Here is a 15,801-nt window from a genome sequence, read left to right as displayed (position 1 = left end):
GTTCTCGGACTCCGGGTTCCTCACGCGCGCCGCTTGCTGTATACAGGAGTGGATACAAGACCGTTCGCAGGTGAGAGGCCCTCTGATGCCGTACACCGTCGCGGCGGCGGATCTGCTGGGATTCGCCGCCGCCACCACAGAAGCCCACGGCGTTCCGCGCGACGACGCCCGTCTGCTCGCGGACACCCTGGTGACCGCGGAACTGTGGGGGCATCCGTCGCACGGGATGCTGCGTCTGCCGTGGTACCTCGCCCGTGTCGCGAGCGGGGCGACCGCCGCGATCGCGTCCCCGGAAGTCGTCAGCGACAACGGCGCGGTCCTCGTACTGGACGGCCGCGACGGTCTGGGCCAGGTGCTCACCGACCGCGCGACGCGTCTGGGGGTGGAGCGGGCCCGGGAGCACGGCATCAGCGCGATCGCGGTCCGCGGCTCCGGGCACTTCGGGACCGCGGCCTACTTCACCCGCAAGGCCGCCGAGGAGGGCTGTGTGGCGCTGCTGGCCACCAATGCCAGCCCGGCGATGGCGCCTTGGGGCGGAAGGGAGAAGCGTCTGGGCACCAACCCCTGGTCGATCGCCGCGCCCGGCGGCCGCTACGGCACGGTCGTGATGGACATCGCCAACACCGCCGTCGCGCGCGGCAAGATCTACCACGCCGAGGAGCGCGGCGAACCGATCCCCGAGGGCTGGGCGGCCGACGCGGACGGTGTGCCGACCACCGATCCGCGCCGCGCCGTCGAGGGCCTGATCCTGCCGATGGCCGGCCACAAGGGCTACGCCATCTCCTTCATGTTCGACGTGCTGGCCGGTGTGCTCACCGGCAGCGCGTTCGGAACCGGCGTCGTGGGCCCCTACCGGCCGACCGGCCGCAGTGGCGTGGGCCATCTGCTGATCTGCGTCGACATCCGCTCCATGGCCGACCCGGCCGAGTTCGAGCGGCGGATGGAGGCCCTGATCGAGGAGACCAAGTCCGCCCCGACCGCCCCGGGCACGGCCGAGGTCTTCGTCCCCGGCGAGCCGGAGGTGCGCACCGCCGAGCGGCTGCGGACCGAGGGCATCACCCTCGTCGACGACACCTGGACCTCCCTCGGCCGCGTCGCCGACACCACCGCCGTTCCCCTGCCCGCCCCGACCGTCCCCCAGGAGCCGCCCGCATGATCGCGCTGACCGTGTCCCTCCGGGTTGTCCCCGGCTGCCGCGACGCGTTCCTGGCCGCCATCGAGGAGAACGCCGAGCGGTCGTTCTCCGACGAGCCCGGCTGCCGCTACTTCGACGTCGTGTGCGACCTGGACGACGACCACCACTTCGTCTTCCACGAGCTCTACGTCGACGAGGCGGCCGTCGAGGCCCACCGCGCCGCACCCCACTTCCAGGTCTGGCGCGAGGCGGCGGCCCGGTACGTCGTCCCCGGCAGCCAGGTCAACACCCTCTCCCGCCGCCTGTTCCACCACTCCTGAACGGAGCCGTCCTGATGTGCGCTCACCACCTGATCGTCCACCCCGACGAGGTCGATCGCTTCGACCGCGGCGGCGGTGTCGCCACCATCCCCTATGTCGGCAAGTGGAACTCCGCGAGGGCGGTCATCACCACCGGGCAGACCGTCTTCCAGCCGGGCACCGGTCTGCCCCTGCACAGCCACAACGTCGAGGAGTCGGTGCTGGTCCTCGAAGGCGAGGCGACCGCCGAGATCGACGGCGAGTTCTTCGACCTGGAGGCCGGGCAGGCGACCTGGGTCCCGGCCGGGACCCCGCACCGCTTCCTCAACCGGGGCGAGGGCGTCATGCGGATCTACTGGGTCTACGGCGGCCGGGACGTCACCCGCACCATCACCGCGACCGGCGAGACCTTCGAGCATCTCTCGGAGCACGACAAGGGAGGGGCGCCCACCGCATGAGCGGCGTCATCACCACCGTCGACCCGGCCACCGGGCAGCCGTTGGCCACCTACGCGGCGTGGGACGGCCCCCGGATCGAGGCCGCCGTGGAGCGGGCGCACACCGCGTCCCGGGCCTGGGCGCTGGTCCCGGTCGCCGAACGGGCCGCCCGTGCCGCCCGCCTGGCCCGCACCCTGCGCGAGCACGCCGGCCGGCTCGCCGAGCTGGCCGTGGCCGAGATGGGCAAGCCCGTCACCGAGGCCGCCGGCGAGGTGGAGAAGTCCGCGCTGACCGCCGACCACTACGCCCGTGAGGGCCCGGACATCCTCGCCGACCAGCCGGTGACCGTCGAGGGCGCGCAGGCCTGGGTGGCCTACGAACCGGCCGGCCTGGTGCTGGCCGTGATGCCGTGGAACTTCCCCGTCTGGCAGGTCATGCGCTGTGCCGTTCCCTCGCTGGTGGCGGGCAACGGCGTTCTCCTCAAGCACGCCTCCAACGTCACCGGCAGCGCCCTGGCGTTGCAGGACCTCTTCGTGGAGGCCGGCTTCCCCGAGCACCTGGTGACCGCGCTGCTGATCGCGGACGCGGAGGTGCCGCGGACCACCGCCCGGCTCATCGAGGACGACCGGATCGCCGCGGTCACCCTCACCGGCAGCAACCGGGCCGGTGCGGCGGTCGGGGCGGCGGCCGGGCGCGCGGCGAAGAAGTCCGTGCTGGAACTGGGCGGTTCGGACGCCTTCGTGGTGCTCGCCGACGCCGATGTCGAACAGGCCGCGGCGGCCGCGGTCAGGGCCCGTTTCACCAACTCCGGCCAGAGCTGCGTGTGCGCCAAGCGGTTCATCGTCCACACGGCCGTCGCGGACGCCTTCACCACCGCCTTCGTCAGCGCCGTGGAGGGCCTGCGCCTCGGTGACCCGCGCGAACGGGACACGCAGGTCGGCCCGCTGGCACGGGACGACCTGCGCGCGGCGGTCCAGCGGCAGGTCGAGGAGTCGGTGGCGGCCGGAGCCCGCCTGCTGACCGGGGGCGAGCCGGTGCCGGGCGAGGGCTGGTTCTACCGGCCGACCGTGCTGGCGGACACCGGACCGGGCATGGCCGCCTTCGACGAGGAGACCTTCGGGCCCCTGGCCGCCCTGGCCGTCGCCCGCGACGACGCGGACGCCGTCCGGCTGGCGAACGCCACGGACTACGGGCTCGGCCTGAGCGTGTGGACCGCCGACACGGCCCACGGCGTCGGCATCGCCCGCCGCGTCACCAGCGGCGCGGCGTTCGTCAACGCCGTCGTCGCCTCCGATCCCCGTCTGCCGTTCGGCGGCACCAAACGCAGCGGCTACGGCCGGGAGCTGGCCGCCGCCGGCATCCGTGAGTTCACCAACACGCGTACCTACTGGGTCAGTCCGTTCGTGCAGGCGGCGCCCGGCTCGGGGGTCTGCGCGCCCTGAACGTACTTGGTCAGGAACTGCTCGACCCGCGGGTCCGACGCCTTGTCCACGGTGAGCTGGTAGCCCCAGGCCGAGAGCGTGATCGTCCCGGACTGGTCGTCGACCGGACTCATCAGTGTGTAGGGGGTCCTGGAGACCTTGTCACCGAGCGCCTTGATGTCGGCGTCGGCGGCCTTGTCGTTGTACGTCACCCAGACCGCCCCGTGTTCGAGGGAGTGGACGGCGTTCTCCTTGCCTATGGCCTTGGTGTAGACGGTGCCGTCGCAGGTCATCCAGGCCTGGTTGTGGTCGCCGCCGACGGGCGGGTTCATCGGGTAGTCGACGGCGGCCTGGACGTGATTACGGCCCAGCTTCTTCGCGTCCCACGTCTTCTCTCCGCGTACGGGCTTCTTCGCGGCGGCGGCCTGCTGCTCGTCCTTCTCCTCGGCCTTGTTCAGGGCGTAGGCGCCGAAGCCGGCCAGTCCGGCGACGATGACCGTGCTGAGCGTGATGGTGATGACGCGGTTGCGGCGCTCGCGGGCTCTTTCGGCGCGGCGCATCTCCTCGATGCGGGCCTTGCGGGAAACGGCGGCGGCCTTCTTGCCGGTCTTGCTCATGGCTGGGTGTCCTTCTTCCTTCGCGCCGTACGGCGGTGGGTGCGGGGATGGCATGGATGTCCGGGTCGCCGTGTGCCTGCGTGGGCGCACGGCGTCATGGCATCCGGCTCAGGTCCGCAGCACCTGAAGGACGTGCAGGTCGGGAGTGCCGCTCGCGGGTGGGGGCTGGGCGAGGAGCGCGGGGCCGCCCTGCCGCCTGGGGAGATCCGGCATGCGGGGCAGAAGCGCCGGGATCGTCTGTACGGGGGCCGCGAGCACCCCCGCCGCCGGGTGTACGGCCCGGGCACAGCACGTGTCGCCGGTGGGGCAGTCGTCCAGATGCACCGCCGTCACGGCGTGGTGCCCGGCCCGGTCGTCACCGGCGCCGTGTTCCGCGTACCCGAGGCACATCACCACCGCCGCGAGCAGGACGGCGAGAGCAGGACAGAGGACCCGGGCCCACGTGGTCCACCACGCTCCGCGGGATCTGCGCTGTGTCAGCGGCGTCCTGCTCGTCATCACGGTGATGTTAAGCGGTTTCTGGGGGCGCCGGGGCGGTCAGTCGCCGAGCCTGTCCTCGATGAGCGTCCTGAACTCCTCGTAGGAGGCGGGAGGTTGGACCTTGGTCCCGTCGACGAGGAAGGTCGGGGTGCCCTGGACGCCCAGGCCGAGGCCGTCGCGCTGGTCGGCCTGAACGCGTCCGGCCGTCTCCGGATCGGCAAAGTCGGCGTCGAACCTCTCCATGTTCAGGCCGAGTTCCTTCGCGTAGCCGCGGAAGACGGGCTCCTTCCACTCCTGCGACTCGCCCCACTCCTTCTGCGTGGTGAAGAGCTTGGTGTACATCGCCTCGAACCTGCCCTGGCGGGCGGCGGCCTCGGCGGCGCGTGCGGCCGGCTCGGCGTTGCGGTGTCCCGGCATGGGGAAGTAGCGGGCGACGAAGGTGACCCGGTCGCCGTACTCCTCACGCAGCCGCTCCACGACCGGGTAGTACGCCCCGCACGCCTCGCACTCGAAGTCGAGGAACTCGACGATCGTGAGCTCGCTCCGCTCCGGCTCGGTCAGCCGGTGGCTGGAGCCCCGGACGGGCAGCGCCTCGGCGGCGGGCCGCACATCCGCCCCGGCGCTGCCGCGGTCGTCGGGCCGCAGCAGCAGGTAGGAGCCGAGAGCCAGGGCAAAGCCGGCCACGAGGACAGCGGCGACGATCAGGTGCTTGTACTGCTTCTTCATGATTCCTCGGTGGGAGTGACGGCCCCGGCCCACCGGGCGGCGATGCCCGCCGCGTGCCCGTCAGGGCAGGCGGGGACCACCGGTCGGCGTCGGCCGGAGAAGGGGCGGGACGAACGGACCGCGCCCGTGACGCGGGGGCGCCCTGCCCTCGTTCAGCCGCACCAGCAGCGCCGACACCGGCGGAGCGGCGCTCTCGCGCACCGGGACCTGGGGGCCGTTGCCGTGGCGGCCGCCGAGCAGCGGCCACAGGAACAGCAGCAGACGTCGTACGACCGCGCAGAGCGTCCCGCTCTGCCACAGCAGCCGCTCGGTGAGGCCCAGCAGACGGGCGGCGAGCAGCAGCGTGACCGCGTGACCGGCCAGGGCCACTCCGTGCGAAGGCCCGGCGACCGCATCGTGCTCGACCAGCCGGGACAAGCCGGCGGAGCCGCCCTGATCCGCCACGGCCAGGCACGCGCCGGGCAGGGAGTACGCGGCGTGAAAGGCCAGTTGTGCGGCGGCGAGCACCGCGAGCGCCTGGGCGTCCGTCAGCCTCCGCCGCGTCAGCACCGCCGCGCCCGGCACCGCCACCGCGACCGTCCCGGCCACGATGATCCACCGAGGGGCGTGGCACTGCGCCAGCACGTGCCCCGCCAGCGGCAGCAGCACACACAGCACGGCGAGCACACCCGCCCTGAGACCGCGCAGCACACCGGACGCCGGGGAGGCGGGTCCTCGCGGGCGGTGCGGTCGCATCAGGTTCGGCCTTCGGGAGCCGTCCGCAACCGGACGGACGGGGGGCTTCAGGCTGCGAGGGCTCGGTACCCCGCACGTGCCCCGGCAGCGTACCGGGCGGCGGCTGACGCTCCCGCGGTGCCCGCCCCTACAGCCAGTCGTGCTCCCACGCGTAGCGCGCCGCCTCGTGCCGGGTCCGGGTCTGGGTCTTCTGCATGGCGTTCGAGAGGTAGTTACGTACGGTGCCTTCCGCCAGGTGGAGGCGGGCGGCGATGTCGGCGACGGAATAGCCGTCGCGGGTGACGCGCAGGACGTCGATCTCCCGGTCGGTGAGGGGGCAGTCGTCGACGACGGCGAGCGCGGAGACGTCCGGGTCGATCCAGCGCTTGCCCGCGTGCAGCGTGCTGATGACGGCCGTGATGTGCGCGGGTTCCGCCGACTTGCTGACAAAGCCCTGGACGCCCAGTTTCAGGGCCCTGCGGAGCACTCCCGGCCTGGCGTGCCGGGTCAGCATGAGGATCACCTGCTCCGGCCGGGCGCGGCGGATCTCCGCGACGGCGCCCAGTCCGTCCACACCGGGCATCTCGAGATCGATGACGAGCACGTCGGGCCGGTGCTCGAGCGTGGCCCGCACCGCCGATGCGCCGTCCTGTGCCTCGGCGAGCACGGTGATCTCGTCTTCGAGGCCCAGCAGCGCCGCCAGCGCCTTGCGGAGCAGAGCCTCGTCGTCGGCGAGCACCACGGTAGTCATCGGCCGGTCCTCCCGTACGAGAAGGCCGCGGCCGTGAGGAAGCGCCCGTCCGTCTGCTCCACCGTCAGCTCACCTCCGTTGTCGCCCACACGCTCCCTGAGTGCGGACAGTCCGCTGAGCCCGGAGAGGGGAGCCGTCCCCGCGCCGTCGTTGACGATGGTGATGCCCGACTCCGCGAGGGTGATCCGCACCTGGGTGGCTTGCGCGTGGCGCAGGATGTTGGTCGTCGTCTCCCGCAGGACCTGCCCGAGCAGCTCGTTGACCCGCTCGTCGACGTCGGCCTCGCGGTCGACCCGCACGCGGATGCCCGCGGCTTCGAAGAGGTTCTTCGCGTTCTCCAGCTCCACGGACAGATTGAGCCGCCGCTGTGCGTACGCCAGCTCCTTGGTCTGGGTGAGGGTGTCGCCGACCAGGGCGCGCACCTCCCGCAGTTCCTCCTCCACCCGCCCGATGTCACTGTGCACCAGCTTCTCGGCCAGCGCGATCTTCAGCTTCACCACATGCAGTGTGTGGCCCTGGATGTCGTGCAGATCACTGGCGAAACGCACGCGTTCCCGGACGACGGCCAGTTCCGCTTCGCGTTCCCGTGACTGCTCCAGTTCCTCGACGAGGTCGTAGAAGACCTGCCCGGCGAACATGCTGCCGGTCACCACGACCGTGACGCCCACCGGGATGAGGACGTAGAGGATCAGGACCTCGAGCACCTCCGCCGGGGCGACCAGCAGCCGGGCCGCGCCCACGGCGGCGACGAAGACGATCAGCCCGACGGCGGCCAGGATGCGGTGGCGTGGCAGCTTGGGCGCGTACAGGGGGCCCAGGACGGATATGCCGTAGAACGCCGTATGGCCACCCACCACCAGCACCCCGGCGATCCACACCAGCGCGGTGACGATCAGGCACGGCAGGACGACTCGGGGAATGCCGCTCGCCGTCCACCGCGCGGAGGCGACCAGCGCCGCGGCCACACCCAGGCTCAGGATGACGGCGTCCCACCACGTCCGGGCATCGACGGCCACCAGCAGTGCCCCCGAGGAGACGGTCACCGTGACCATCGTCCTGACGTTCAGCCGGCGCAGCCGTTCCCGTGTTCCCTCACGGTCCGGTGGCCTCACCGTCGAGTCCGCACGCTGAGGACCGGGATCGCCGAGGCGCTCGCCACGGTGAGGGCCGCGGCCGCCCACATCAGCCACTGGTTGTTCTCGAGCCAGGACTCCATGTCGTCAGGGTAGAGACCGAGGCCGAGGTGCTGGACGAAGAAGACCGCGCAGACCAGGAGGAAGACGGCCGTGTTGGCCGTCAGCAGTATGCGCAGGGGTCTGGTGTCCATGTACGGCGCTCCGGAGGTCGAACAGCAGAGTCTCCCCGTAGTGTTCTGCCTGGTCACGGGCGGCACCAGTGACACCGTGTCATGGGTTCACCCCCCGGTATGTCACACCGCGACGATGACGCCACGGCACTGCCGGACGAGCGTGACGACGGCTGAGATCGACGCATGACCTCGACACCAGTCATCGACGTTGACCGCCTCAACCTCAGCTACGGCGACTTCCACGCCGTGAAGGACCTGTCGTTCCAGGTGCGGAAGGGGGAGCTCTACGCGCTGCTCGGCACGAACGGGGCCGGCAAGACCTCGACCCTGGAGACGGTCGAAGGCCACCGTGCGGCCACCTCGGGCACCGTGCGGGTCTTCGGGCAGAGCCCCCGCGACCGGCGGTCCGTGCGGCCCAGGATGGGCATCATGCTCCAGGAGAGCGGGTTCTCTCCTGACCTGACGGTGAAGGAATCCGTCCGGATGATCGGAACGCTCTCGCGGCGCAAGGACAGGGTCGAACGCGTCCTGGGCATCGTCGGCCTCACGCACAAGGCCGGCACCAAGGTGTCCCAGCTCTCCGGCGGTGAGAAGCGGCGTCTGGACTTCGCCACGGCCGTGTACGGGAAGCCTGAGCTGATCTTCCTCGACGAGCCCACCACCGGCTTGGACATCCAGTCCCGGGACGCCCTGTGGGACGCCGTGGACAAGCTGCGCGAGGACGGATCCACCGTCGTGCTCACCACGCACTACCTGGAAGAGGCCCAGGCACGCGCCGATCGCATCGGGCTCATGCACAAGGGCGCCTTCCACCGGGAGGGGACCGTCGCCGAGCTGACGCGGACCCTGCCGGCCGTCGTCCGCTTCTCCCTCCCGGCCACCGCACCGGCCCTGCCGCTGCGGGCCACGCGCGAGAGTGACGGACGGTTCCTCGTCGAGACGTTCGGCCTCCAGGAGACCCTCTACGCCCTGCTCGACTGGGCGCACGCCAACGGGCTGGAGCTCGGGGAGCTCGAAGCCGGGCCGACCCGGCTCGACGACGTCTTCCGCGCCATCGGCAACGACTAGCCGCTCACCCGACGATCAGCACCTCCCCCGGAACCTCCCAGGAACCGGAACCTCCCAGGAAAAGGCCTTCACCATGCTCTCAATCGCTCTCGGCGAGCTGATCCAGATCTTCCGGAACCGGCTGGTTCTGGTCTCCAGCTTCATCATGCCCACGGCGGTCAGCGCGTACTTCATCCGCCAGCACGAGGTCTTCGCGGAACTGGGCAGCCTCGGATACATCGCGGCGGTGGTGGTGTTCACCGTGGGGGCGTTCGGGCTCTACACGACCACGGTGACGACACTGGCCTCGCGCCGTCAGAACCTCTTCCTCAAGCGGCTGCGCTCCACCCCGGCGGGCGACGCCGGCATCCTCTCCGGCCTGATGCTCCCGGTCACCGTCCTGGCGCTGGTCCAGGTGGTCGCGATCCTCGTCGTGCTGGCCTCGGTCGCCGGCGGACCGGCAAACGTTCCCCTCCTGGCGGCCGCGGTCCTCTCCACGGTCGTCATGATGCTCGGCCTGGGACTGGCCACCGCCGGACTGACGAACTCCCCCGAACACGCCCAGGTGACCACCCTGCCGGTCAGTCTCGGCACCATCGCCGTCGCCAGCTGGGTGGGGATCAGCGGTACTGGGGAACTCACCCTGCTCAAGCGGCTGCTCCCCGGTGGCTCGGCCACGGAGCTGGTCCTCAACGCCTGGAACGGCGGCGTCCCCGTAACGGACTCCCTGCCCCTACTGGCCCCCACACTGGCCTGGGTCGTCGTCGCCATCGCCCTGGCCTCCCGCATGTTCCGCTGGGAGCCGCGCCGGTGAGCGGGAACGAGGGCAGGGTTCGGACGGGGGAAGTAGAACGACCTTGCTGGCTCAGGGTGTTGGTGTGGGCCAGGGGAAGCGGTCCAGCAGGCGCCGTAGATGCTTCTTGCGGTTTCCCTCCGGCAACTCCCCGAAGTACGTGCGGAGCCGGTGGACCACTCCGATGCCGACCTGCTCCGCACCGACGACGTCGGTGATGTTCTCCAGTGCGCGGATTCCCCGGCTGACGTTGAAGGCGAAGTCGTCCTTCAGGACGGCGTCAAGCAGTGCGTCCAGACAGCGGGGATCCGGATCGAGGAAGAGGCGGGTGTAGGCGGCGAGCCGCAGTCCGCCGTTCTCCGACTCCAGCCAGGAATCGAGCGGCGGGTCGGTGAGACGCCCGGTCTCACGGACCAGTTCTCCGAACACCTGCTGCATCAGGCGGGTGCGCTCCTGACCGGCGGGCAGGTTCCGGCGCAGGGCCAGGTAGTCGGCGGCCAGGCCGTTGACCATCTCCACCGGATCGGTGTTCTGCTCGCCCGAGGCGCGGTCCTGTGCGGCGGTCAGGGCGACCTGGGAGGTGTCGGCAGCTCCTTCAACCGCCCGTTCCAGGCGGGCCGTGACCGCCTCGGTCTCCTCCATCCGCGCGGTCAGCTGCCGGAACTGCACGCCCGCGCCGCCGGGAAGGGTGATGCTGTCGAAGACCCCGCCCAGCCAGGGGACCACGGCGATCACCAGCAACGTCACCGTCACCGCGTCCAACTCGATGTGCGGCCACACCAGATGGACGACCGCGGCCACGACCGCGATCGCCGTGACCGCCGCGGCCGTGTACCTGCGTCGGCGAGCCTCGCTCCGCGCACCGGCTGCCCCGGGATCCCCCTCCGCCATGGGCCCAGCCTTCCAGAGTCGCGAAGCCGTCCACCGCCCGATACCCGGAACGATGCACTGTCGCAGGGCGGCATCGGCGCGCGAACACGACCGCAGGGTTACGGCTGTGCCGGCCGGCGGGGTCTCCCCGTCCCAGCACCCCGTTCCAGGCCACCGGCATCTGCGCTGGTCAGCCCCTGTTCCAGCGTTCCGGCGTCCCACAATCACCGCACCTTGTGGCGGGCGGGACGGATCGCGGAACAAGCTGCGGTCGTCCCAGCAGCCCGCTGGACGACCCACCTCTGCACGATGGAGATCTCGATGCGTTCGCGCTTTGCCGCCCGCCCCGCCCGCCTCGCCCTGGCCGCCGTCGCCGCGGTGGCCCTCACCGCCACCGCGACGGCGACCGCCACCGCCGACAGCCGAGGCAGCACCGCGCGGGCCTGCGTCACCAAGGACCTGACCTTCAAGATCACCACGGAGACGCAGGCGGGTGGCTACTACCTCCTCACCGCCAAGGCCAAGTCGGGCGTCACCTGCTACCTGAAGGGGGTCTTCCCCTCCGCGTCCTTCGGCTCGGCCGCCGACACCGAGGTGGCACCGGCCGAGCACGCCGTCAGCGAGGACGTCGTCCTCTCCGGCTCCACCCGGGCCTACGCCGGCATCAACCCCAAGACCACCAACAACGACTTCGGCAAGGAGTTCGAGCGGATCCACCTGTCCGTCGCGGGCGACGAGGCCAACTCCATCAGCCTCGACCTCCCCGACACCGCCCTGGTCGACAGGCCCGTCGCCACCAACTGGCACGCCGACCCGGCCGACGCCGTCCCGTTCTCCGGCTGACACGCACGCCGGGCGCCTCCGCCGCGCCCTCGTGACAAGACCGCACCCCCGGCCGGCGTACGCACCGTCGGCCGGGGGTGTCCACGTGCAACTGGCGCAACGCCCGGAAGAAGGCAGCGGAGCAGCGTCGTTTTGGGCGAGTTACGTATTCAGTCCTGGTTCGTTCAGCAGTGCATGACCAACACGCGACGCACGCTCGCCGCCCTGGCACTCGCAGGAGCCGCCCTGACCACCACCGGCACAGCCCACGCCGCCGACCCCGGCGACAAGGGCGAGCAGACCAAGGGCCACTCCAGCAGCACTGCCGTGAGCACGAGCGAGGACAACCTCCTCAGCAGGTCCACCAAGGCACTCAACGCGATCAACCCACTCACCAGAATCCTCCCGGTGAACATCAACGACCTTGGCCACTAGACATGTGTCTTCGCCGTAAGGCGTGACACGACTCCGGGCCCCGGGGATCTCAAGAGACTCCCGGGGCCGACCCATGGGGTGTCCGGCAACGGGCAGGGGGAAGTCGCCGCCCGGACCATGCGCGTCTCGGCTGATTCAATGAGCACGCGCGGCGACGGGCACCCCGGCGCGGCCCGCAAGGGAGGAGTCTTCGTGACACTGCAGGACATCGCGGCACGGCTCGGTTCGCTGCTCCGCGCCGGCGGACTGTCCGTCAGCACGGCGGAGTCCCTCACCGGCGGCATGCTCGGCGCGACGATCACCGGCACCCCCGGCGCGTCGGACTACTACCGCGGGGGCGCGATCACGTACGCGACGGACTCCAAGGCGACGGTCCTCTCCGTCGCCGAGACGACCCTCGCCTCCGACGGCCCCGTGAGCCCCGCGACGGCCGAGCAGATGGCGCGCGGTGTACGGGAGTTGTTCGGCAGTTCCCTCGGTGTCTCGACCACCGGCGTCGCCGGCCCCACCGGCCAGGACGGCAAGCCCGTGGGACTCGTCTACATCGGCGTCTCCGACCGGGAACGCACGGTCAGCCACGAGTTCACCAGCACCGGCTCGACGCGCGAGGAAGTGCGCCGCCAGGCCGTGGAGCGGGCGCTGAGCCTGCTGGTCGAGCATCTGGACCGGCGTCACCCCTGACGCAACCCTGAGACACCCCCCAGACCTCCCCCAGCTGTCCCCCATCCGCCCCCGATATGTGTCAGAAATCTTTGACAGGTACCGGAGGGCGCTGTCAGCCTTTTCTGACAGGTACCACGGAAAGGGGCCGCGATGCCCGAGGTCCCGACTCCGGCACCGACGGGCGACGAGTTGCTGAAGGTGCTCTCCGCCCTGGCCAACCCGCACCGCCTGCGGATCGTCGCGGCGCTGCTGGAGAGCCGGAACTACGTCAGCGCGCTGGCGCGCGAGATCGGGATGAGCCGTCCGCTGCTGCACATGCACCTCCAGCGGCTGGAGGCGGCCGGCCTGGTCGTCGGCACGCTCGAACTCGCGGAGGACGGCAAGGCGATGAAGTACTTCGATGTCACGCCGTTCTTCTACGAGTTGACCCCCGGCGTCATCGCCCGGGCGGCCGCGACGCTCAGCGAGTCCGAGAAGACCGAGGCCGAGAAAGAGGAAGCGAAGTGAATGGGGAACAGGTGACGCTCGCCGACAGCGCCGACACCGTGAGCGCGCTGGTCGGAGCCGTGGGCGCCGGTGGGCTCTTCACTCTGCTCATCGTGATCGTCTGGCAGACCGCCGCCACCTGGCGGGCCCGGATGCTGGCCGCGCGCGAGCAGCAGTACAAGGACCTCGCGGCCAAGTACGCCGAGCTCCTCGAGGACACCGTGGAACTACAGCGCCGCACGGTCGAGGGACAGCGGCAGACCCTCGACGAGCTGACGCAGACCCGGCTGTCGGTGTCCTCGATGGAGAAGATGATGCGCGAGATCGAATAGCGCCCGCAGGCGCACCGAGAGAGACGTACGGCCGGGAGCTGCAACTCCCGGCCGTACAGCGGAAGAACACACCCTTCGGACACACCACCCGTACGCCACGGCAGGTCGTCACACCCACAAGCGCCGTGGTGCGGGTCCCAGCGGAAGAACACACCCTTCGGACACACCACCCGTACGCCACGGCAGGTCGTCACACCCACAAGCGCCGTGGTGCGGGTCCCATGCGCCCTGATGCCGGTCGTCGAACGACCGGCGGCGCGCTCCCTACGTAAGGAGACTACTCATGCGTGCGCTGCTCCAGCACGTCGCCCGCGCACCCGCCGGGCGCCGCGGCAAGTGGCTGGTCCTGGCGGCCTGGCTGATCCTGGCCGTCGCCCTCGGCCCGCTGGCCGGCAAGCTCGGCGACGTCGAGGAATCCGGGCCCAACGCCTTTCTGCCGCGCGGCGCGGAGTCCGCGCTGGTCAACACGGAGCTGGAGAGGTTCCGTACGGACACGGTGGTGCCGGCCGTCGTCGTGTACACCGGCGACGGGGCCGAAGCCGCGGCGACGACCGACCGCGACGGCTTCGCGCGGTACGTCCCCGCCGGTCAGGAGGTCTCGCGGCCGATCCCGTCCGAGGACGGCAAGGCCCTGATGACGATCGTCCCGCTGGACGGCGAGGACGGCATCACCGACAAGGTCGACGAGCTGCGGGCGGTGGCCGGCGCCAACGCCCCGCCCGGCGTGGACGTCGAGGTCGGCGGCCCGGCCGGCTCCCTCGCCGACTCAGTAGCGGTCTTCGACGGTCTCGACACGACTCTGCTGCTGGCCACCGGCCTGGTGGTGGCCGTCCTCCTGCTGCTGACCTACCGCAGCCCGGTCCTGTGGCTGCTGCCCCTGGTGTCGGTGGGCTTCGCGGCGGTCCTCACCCAGGTGGTCACGTACCTGCTGGCGAAGCACGCCGGGCTTCCGGTCGATCCGCAGAGCGCGGGCGTGCTCATGGTCCTCGTCTTCGGCGTCGGCACGGACTACGCCCTGCTCCTCATCGCCCGCTACCGCGAGGAACTGCACCGCCACGAGGACCGTCACGAGGCCATGGGAATCGCGCTGCGCCGCTCCGGCCCGGCGATCCTGGCCTCCGCCGCCACCATCGCCGTCGGCCTGTCCTGTCTGGCGTTCGCCGACATCAACTCCTCCCGCTCACTGGGGCTGGTGGGCGCAGTGGGCGTCGTCTGCGGCTTCCTCGCCATGGTCACCGTGCTTCCGGCGCTGCTCGTCATCACGGGCCGCTGGGTGTTCTGGCCCTTCGTCCCGCACCACGGCACGCCCGGCCGTAAGCCGCGCACCACCTGGTCCCGGGTCGGGGCGGCGGTCGCCCTGCGCCCCCGCTGGTCGTGGCTGGCGTCGGTCGGGGTCACCGGCGTGCTCGCGCTGAGCGCGGCGGGCGTCACCATGGGCCTGACACAGGCGGAGATGTTCCAGGACAAGCCCGAGTCGGTCGTGGCCCAGGAGAGGATCTCGGCGCACTACCCGTCGGGGGCATCCGACCCGGCGGACATCGTCACGCGCACCGACCGCACCGCCGAGGTCAGGGCGGCAGCGTCGTCGGTGTCCGGAGTGGCCCGAGTCGAGAACGACACCGCCCGCACGCCGGACGGCGAACTCACCACGCTCTCGGTGGTCTTGGAGAACGCCCCGGACAGCCAGGCCGCAAAGGACACGATCGACGCCCTGCGCGACGCCGTGCACCCGATGGACGCTCTGGTCGGTGGTACGACCGCGGAGGCCCTCGACACCCAGCGGGCCGCCGACCGCGACCTGACGACGGTCGTTCCGATCGTGCTCCTCGTCGTCCTGGGCGTCCTGATCCTCCTGCTGCGGGCCCTGATCGCCCCGCTCCTGCTCCTGGCCACGGTCGTGCTGTCGTACGTAGCCGCCCTGGGCGCCTCGAATCTCCTCTTCGAACACGTCCTGGACTTCGCGGGCGTCGACTGGTCGATCCCGCTGATGGGCTTCGTGTTCCTGGTGGCCCTCGGCATCGACTACAACATCTTCCTCATGCACCGGGTGAAGGAGGAGACCGGGAAGCTGGGCCATCACCACGGCGTCCTGGAGGGCCTGACCAGCACCGGAGGCGTCATCACCTCGGCGGGCATCGTCCTGGCCGCGACCTTCGCCGTCTTCGCCGGCCTGCCCCTGGTGACCATGGCCCAGATGGGCGTCCTGGTCGGTATCGGCGTCCTCCTGGACACCTTCCTCGTCCGTACGATCCTGGTCCCCGCCCTCGCCCTCGACCTGGGCCGCTGGTTCTGGTGGCCGGGCAGGCTCTTCCACAAGGCGGCGTGATCCCCCCGGCCCGGCCGTAGCTATGCGAGCGTCGGGCTTCCGTATTAGGACTGGTCGATCGACGGCTCGCTGCCGGCCCCTGAGACGGCACTGATCTGGAAACCGGATTTCATGGGCCCTTCGACAACCCGAAAGGGG

At 70.9% G+C, this 15,801-nt stretch carries 20 protein-coding genes; 12 read left to right on the top strand and 8 right to left on the bottom strand.

Going from position 1 to position 15,801, the window contains the following annotated elements; genetic code table 11:
• The first annotated feature begins 70 nt into the window (after window positions 1-70).
• The 4 genes from ACIBK5_RS20670 to ACIBK5_RS20655 are packed head-to-tail and all read left to right on the top strand — an operon-like array spanning window position 71 to window position 3,313.
• On the top strand, window positions 71-1,156 hold the full coding sequence (locus ACIBK5_RS20670) for an Ldh family oxidoreductase (protein WP_399021329.1): 1,086 nt from the start codon (window positions 71-73) through the stop codon (window positions 1,154-1,156).
• On the top strand, window positions 1,153-1,455 hold the full coding sequence (locus tag ACIBK5_RS20665; protein ID WP_399021328.1) for a putative quinol monooxygenase: 303 nt from the start codon (window positions 1,153-1,155) through the stop codon (window positions 1,453-1,455). The genes ACIBK5_RS20670 and ACIBK5_RS20665 overlap by 4 nt, the downstream gene beginning before the upstream one ends.
• Before the next feature lie 14 nt (window positions 1,456-1,469).
• A complete protein-coding gene (locus ACIBK5_RS20660; RefSeq protein WP_399021327.1) occupies window positions 1,470-1,892 on the top strand; it encodes a cupin domain-containing protein in 423 nt (140 codons plus the stop codon).
• On the top strand, window positions 1,889-3,313 hold the full coding sequence (locus ACIBK5_RS20655; RefSeq protein WP_399021326.1) for an aldehyde dehydrogenase family protein: 1,425 nt from the start codon (window positions 1,889-1,891) through the stop codon (window positions 3,311-3,313). The genes ACIBK5_RS20660 and ACIBK5_RS20655 overlap by 4 nt, the downstream gene beginning before the upstream one ends.
• Here ACIBK5_RS20655 and ACIBK5_RS20650 read toward each other — a convergent pair.
• The 7 genes from ACIBK5_RS20650 to ACIBK5_RS20620 form a co-directional block, all read right to left on the bottom strand.
• The gene (locus tag ACIBK5_RS20650; protein ID WP_399021325.1) at window positions 3,256-3,909 is read right to left on the bottom strand and encodes a DUF3105 domain-containing protein; all 654 of its coding nucleotides are present in this window, start codon (window positions 3,907-3,909) and stop codon (window positions 3,256-3,258) included. The two genes, ACIBK5_RS20655 and ACIBK5_RS20650, sit on opposite strands and share 58 nt — an antisense overlap.
• Window positions 3,910-4,017: 108 nt before the next feature.
• Window positions 4,018-4,407: a hypothetical protein gene (locus ACIBK5_RS20645; RefSeq protein ID WP_399021324.1), complete on the bottom strand. Its 390-nt coding sequence runs from the start codon at window positions 4,405-4,407 to the stop codon at window positions 4,018-4,020.
• 39 nt (window positions 4,408-4,446) lie between these two features.
• Complete coding sequence (locus ACIBK5_RS20640) at window positions 4,447-5,115, bottom strand: DsbA family protein (RefSeq protein WP_399021323.1); 669 nt, start codon at window positions 5,113-5,115, stop codon at window positions 4,447-4,449.
• Between the two features lie 60 nt (window positions 5,116-5,175).
• Window positions 5,176-5,850: a hypothetical protein gene (locus ACIBK5_RS20635; RefSeq protein ID WP_399021322.1), complete on the bottom strand. Its 675-nt coding sequence runs from the start codon at window positions 5,848-5,850 to the stop codon at window positions 5,176-5,178.
• 127 nt (window positions 5,851-5,977) lie between these two features.
• Entirely contained in the window at window positions 5,978-6,580 is a 603-nt protein-coding gene (locus ACIBK5_RS20630) for a DNA-binding response regulator (RefSeq protein WP_399021321.1), read from the bottom strand.
• Window positions 6,577-7,692, bottom strand: a complete 1,116-nt coding sequence (locus tag ACIBK5_RS20625; protein ID WP_399021320.1) for a sensor histidine kinase — start codon at window positions 7,690-7,692, stop codon at window positions 6,577-6,579. The genes ACIBK5_RS20630 and ACIBK5_RS20625 overlap by 4 nt, the downstream gene beginning before the upstream one ends.
• Complete coding sequence (locus ACIBK5_RS20620) at window positions 7,689-7,907, bottom strand: hypothetical protein (protein ID WP_399021319.1); 219 nt, start codon at window positions 7,905-7,907, stop codon at window positions 7,689-7,691. Before ACIBK5_RS20620 ends, ACIBK5_RS20625 begins: the two co-directional genes overlap by 4 nt.
• A 165-nt stretch (window positions 7,908-8,072) precedes the next feature.
• Here ACIBK5_RS20620 and ACIBK5_RS20615 point away from each other — a divergent pair, with 165 nt between their 5' ends.
• Complete coding sequence (locus tag ACIBK5_RS20615) at window positions 8,073-8,957, top strand: ABC transporter ATP-binding protein (RefSeq protein WP_399021318.1); 885 nt, start codon at window positions 8,073-8,075, stop codon at window positions 8,955-8,957.
• A gap of 73 nt (window positions 8,958-9,030) precedes the next feature.
• A complete protein-coding gene (locus tag ACIBK5_RS20610) occupies window positions 9,031-9,750 on the top strand; it encodes an ABC transporter permease (RefSeq protein WP_399021317.1) in 720 nt (239 codons plus the stop codon).
• A 51-nt stretch (window positions 9,751-9,801) separates the two neighbouring features.
• Here the strand turns inward: ACIBK5_RS20610 and ACIBK5_RS20605 are convergent, their stop codons facing one another.
• The gene (locus ACIBK5_RS20605) at window positions 9,802-10,620 is read right to left on the bottom strand and encodes a hypothetical protein (RefSeq protein ID WP_399021316.1); all 819 of its coding nucleotides are present in this window, start codon (window positions 10,618-10,620) and stop codon (window positions 9,802-9,804) included.
• A gap of 300 nt (window positions 10,621-10,920) precedes the next feature.
• Here ACIBK5_RS20605 and ACIBK5_RS20600 point away from each other — a divergent pair, with 300 nt between their 5' ends.
• The 6 genes from ACIBK5_RS20600 to ACIBK5_RS20575 all read left to right on the top strand — a co-directional run bounded on the left by ACIBK5_RS20600 (window position 10,921) and on the right by ACIBK5_RS20575 (window position 15,663).
• The gene (locus ACIBK5_RS20600) at window positions 10,921-11,442 is read left to right on the top strand and encodes a DUF4232 domain-containing protein (RefSeq protein ID WP_399021315.1); all 522 of its coding nucleotides are present in this window, start codon (window positions 10,921-10,923) and stop codon (window positions 11,440-11,442) included.
• A gap of 174 nt (window positions 11,443-11,616) precedes the next feature.
• Window positions 11,617-11,856: a hypothetical protein gene (locus ACIBK5_RS20595; protein WP_399021314.1), complete on the top strand. Its 240-nt coding sequence runs from the start codon at window positions 11,617-11,619 to the stop codon at window positions 11,854-11,856.
• A 192-nt stretch (window positions 11,857-12,048) separates the two neighbouring features.
• Window positions 12,049-12,537 (top strand): CinA family protein, encoded by a 489-nt coding sequence (locus tag ACIBK5_RS20590; RefSeq protein WP_399021313.1) that lies wholly within the window; start codon window positions 12,049-12,051, stop codon window positions 12,535-12,537.
• A 132-nt stretch (window positions 12,538-12,669) separates the two neighbouring features.
• Window positions 12,670-13,026: an ArsR/SmtB family transcription factor gene (locus tag ACIBK5_RS20585; RefSeq protein ID WP_399021312.1), complete on the top strand. Its 357-nt coding sequence runs from the start codon at window positions 12,670-12,672 to the stop codon at window positions 13,024-13,026.
• Window positions 13,023-13,337 carry a hypothetical protein gene (locus ACIBK5_RS20580; RefSeq protein WP_399021311.1) on the top strand — a complete coding sequence of 105 codons (315 nt, stop codon included), beginning with the start codon at window positions 13,023-13,025 and terminating at the stop codon, window positions 13,335-13,337. Before ACIBK5_RS20585 ends, ACIBK5_RS20580 begins: the two co-directional genes overlap by 4 nt.
• A gap of 283 nt (window positions 13,338-13,620) precedes the next feature.
• Window positions 13,621-15,663, top strand: coding sequence for an MMPL family transporter (locus ACIBK5_RS20575; RefSeq protein ID WP_399021310.1), 2,043 nt, complete (start codon window positions 13,621-13,623; stop codon window positions 15,661-15,663).
• Window positions 15,664-15,801: the final 138 nt, after the last annotated feature.

It is taken from the genome of Streptomyces sp. NPDC050546 (assembly GCF_044457425.1).
Taxonomy (GTDB): Bacteria; Actinomycetota; Actinomycetes; order Streptomycetales; family Streptomycetaceae; genus Streptomyces.
The sequence above is the reverse complement of the archived record's forward strand: the minus strand, read 5'-3'. Positions and strand labels throughout refer to the sequence as shown.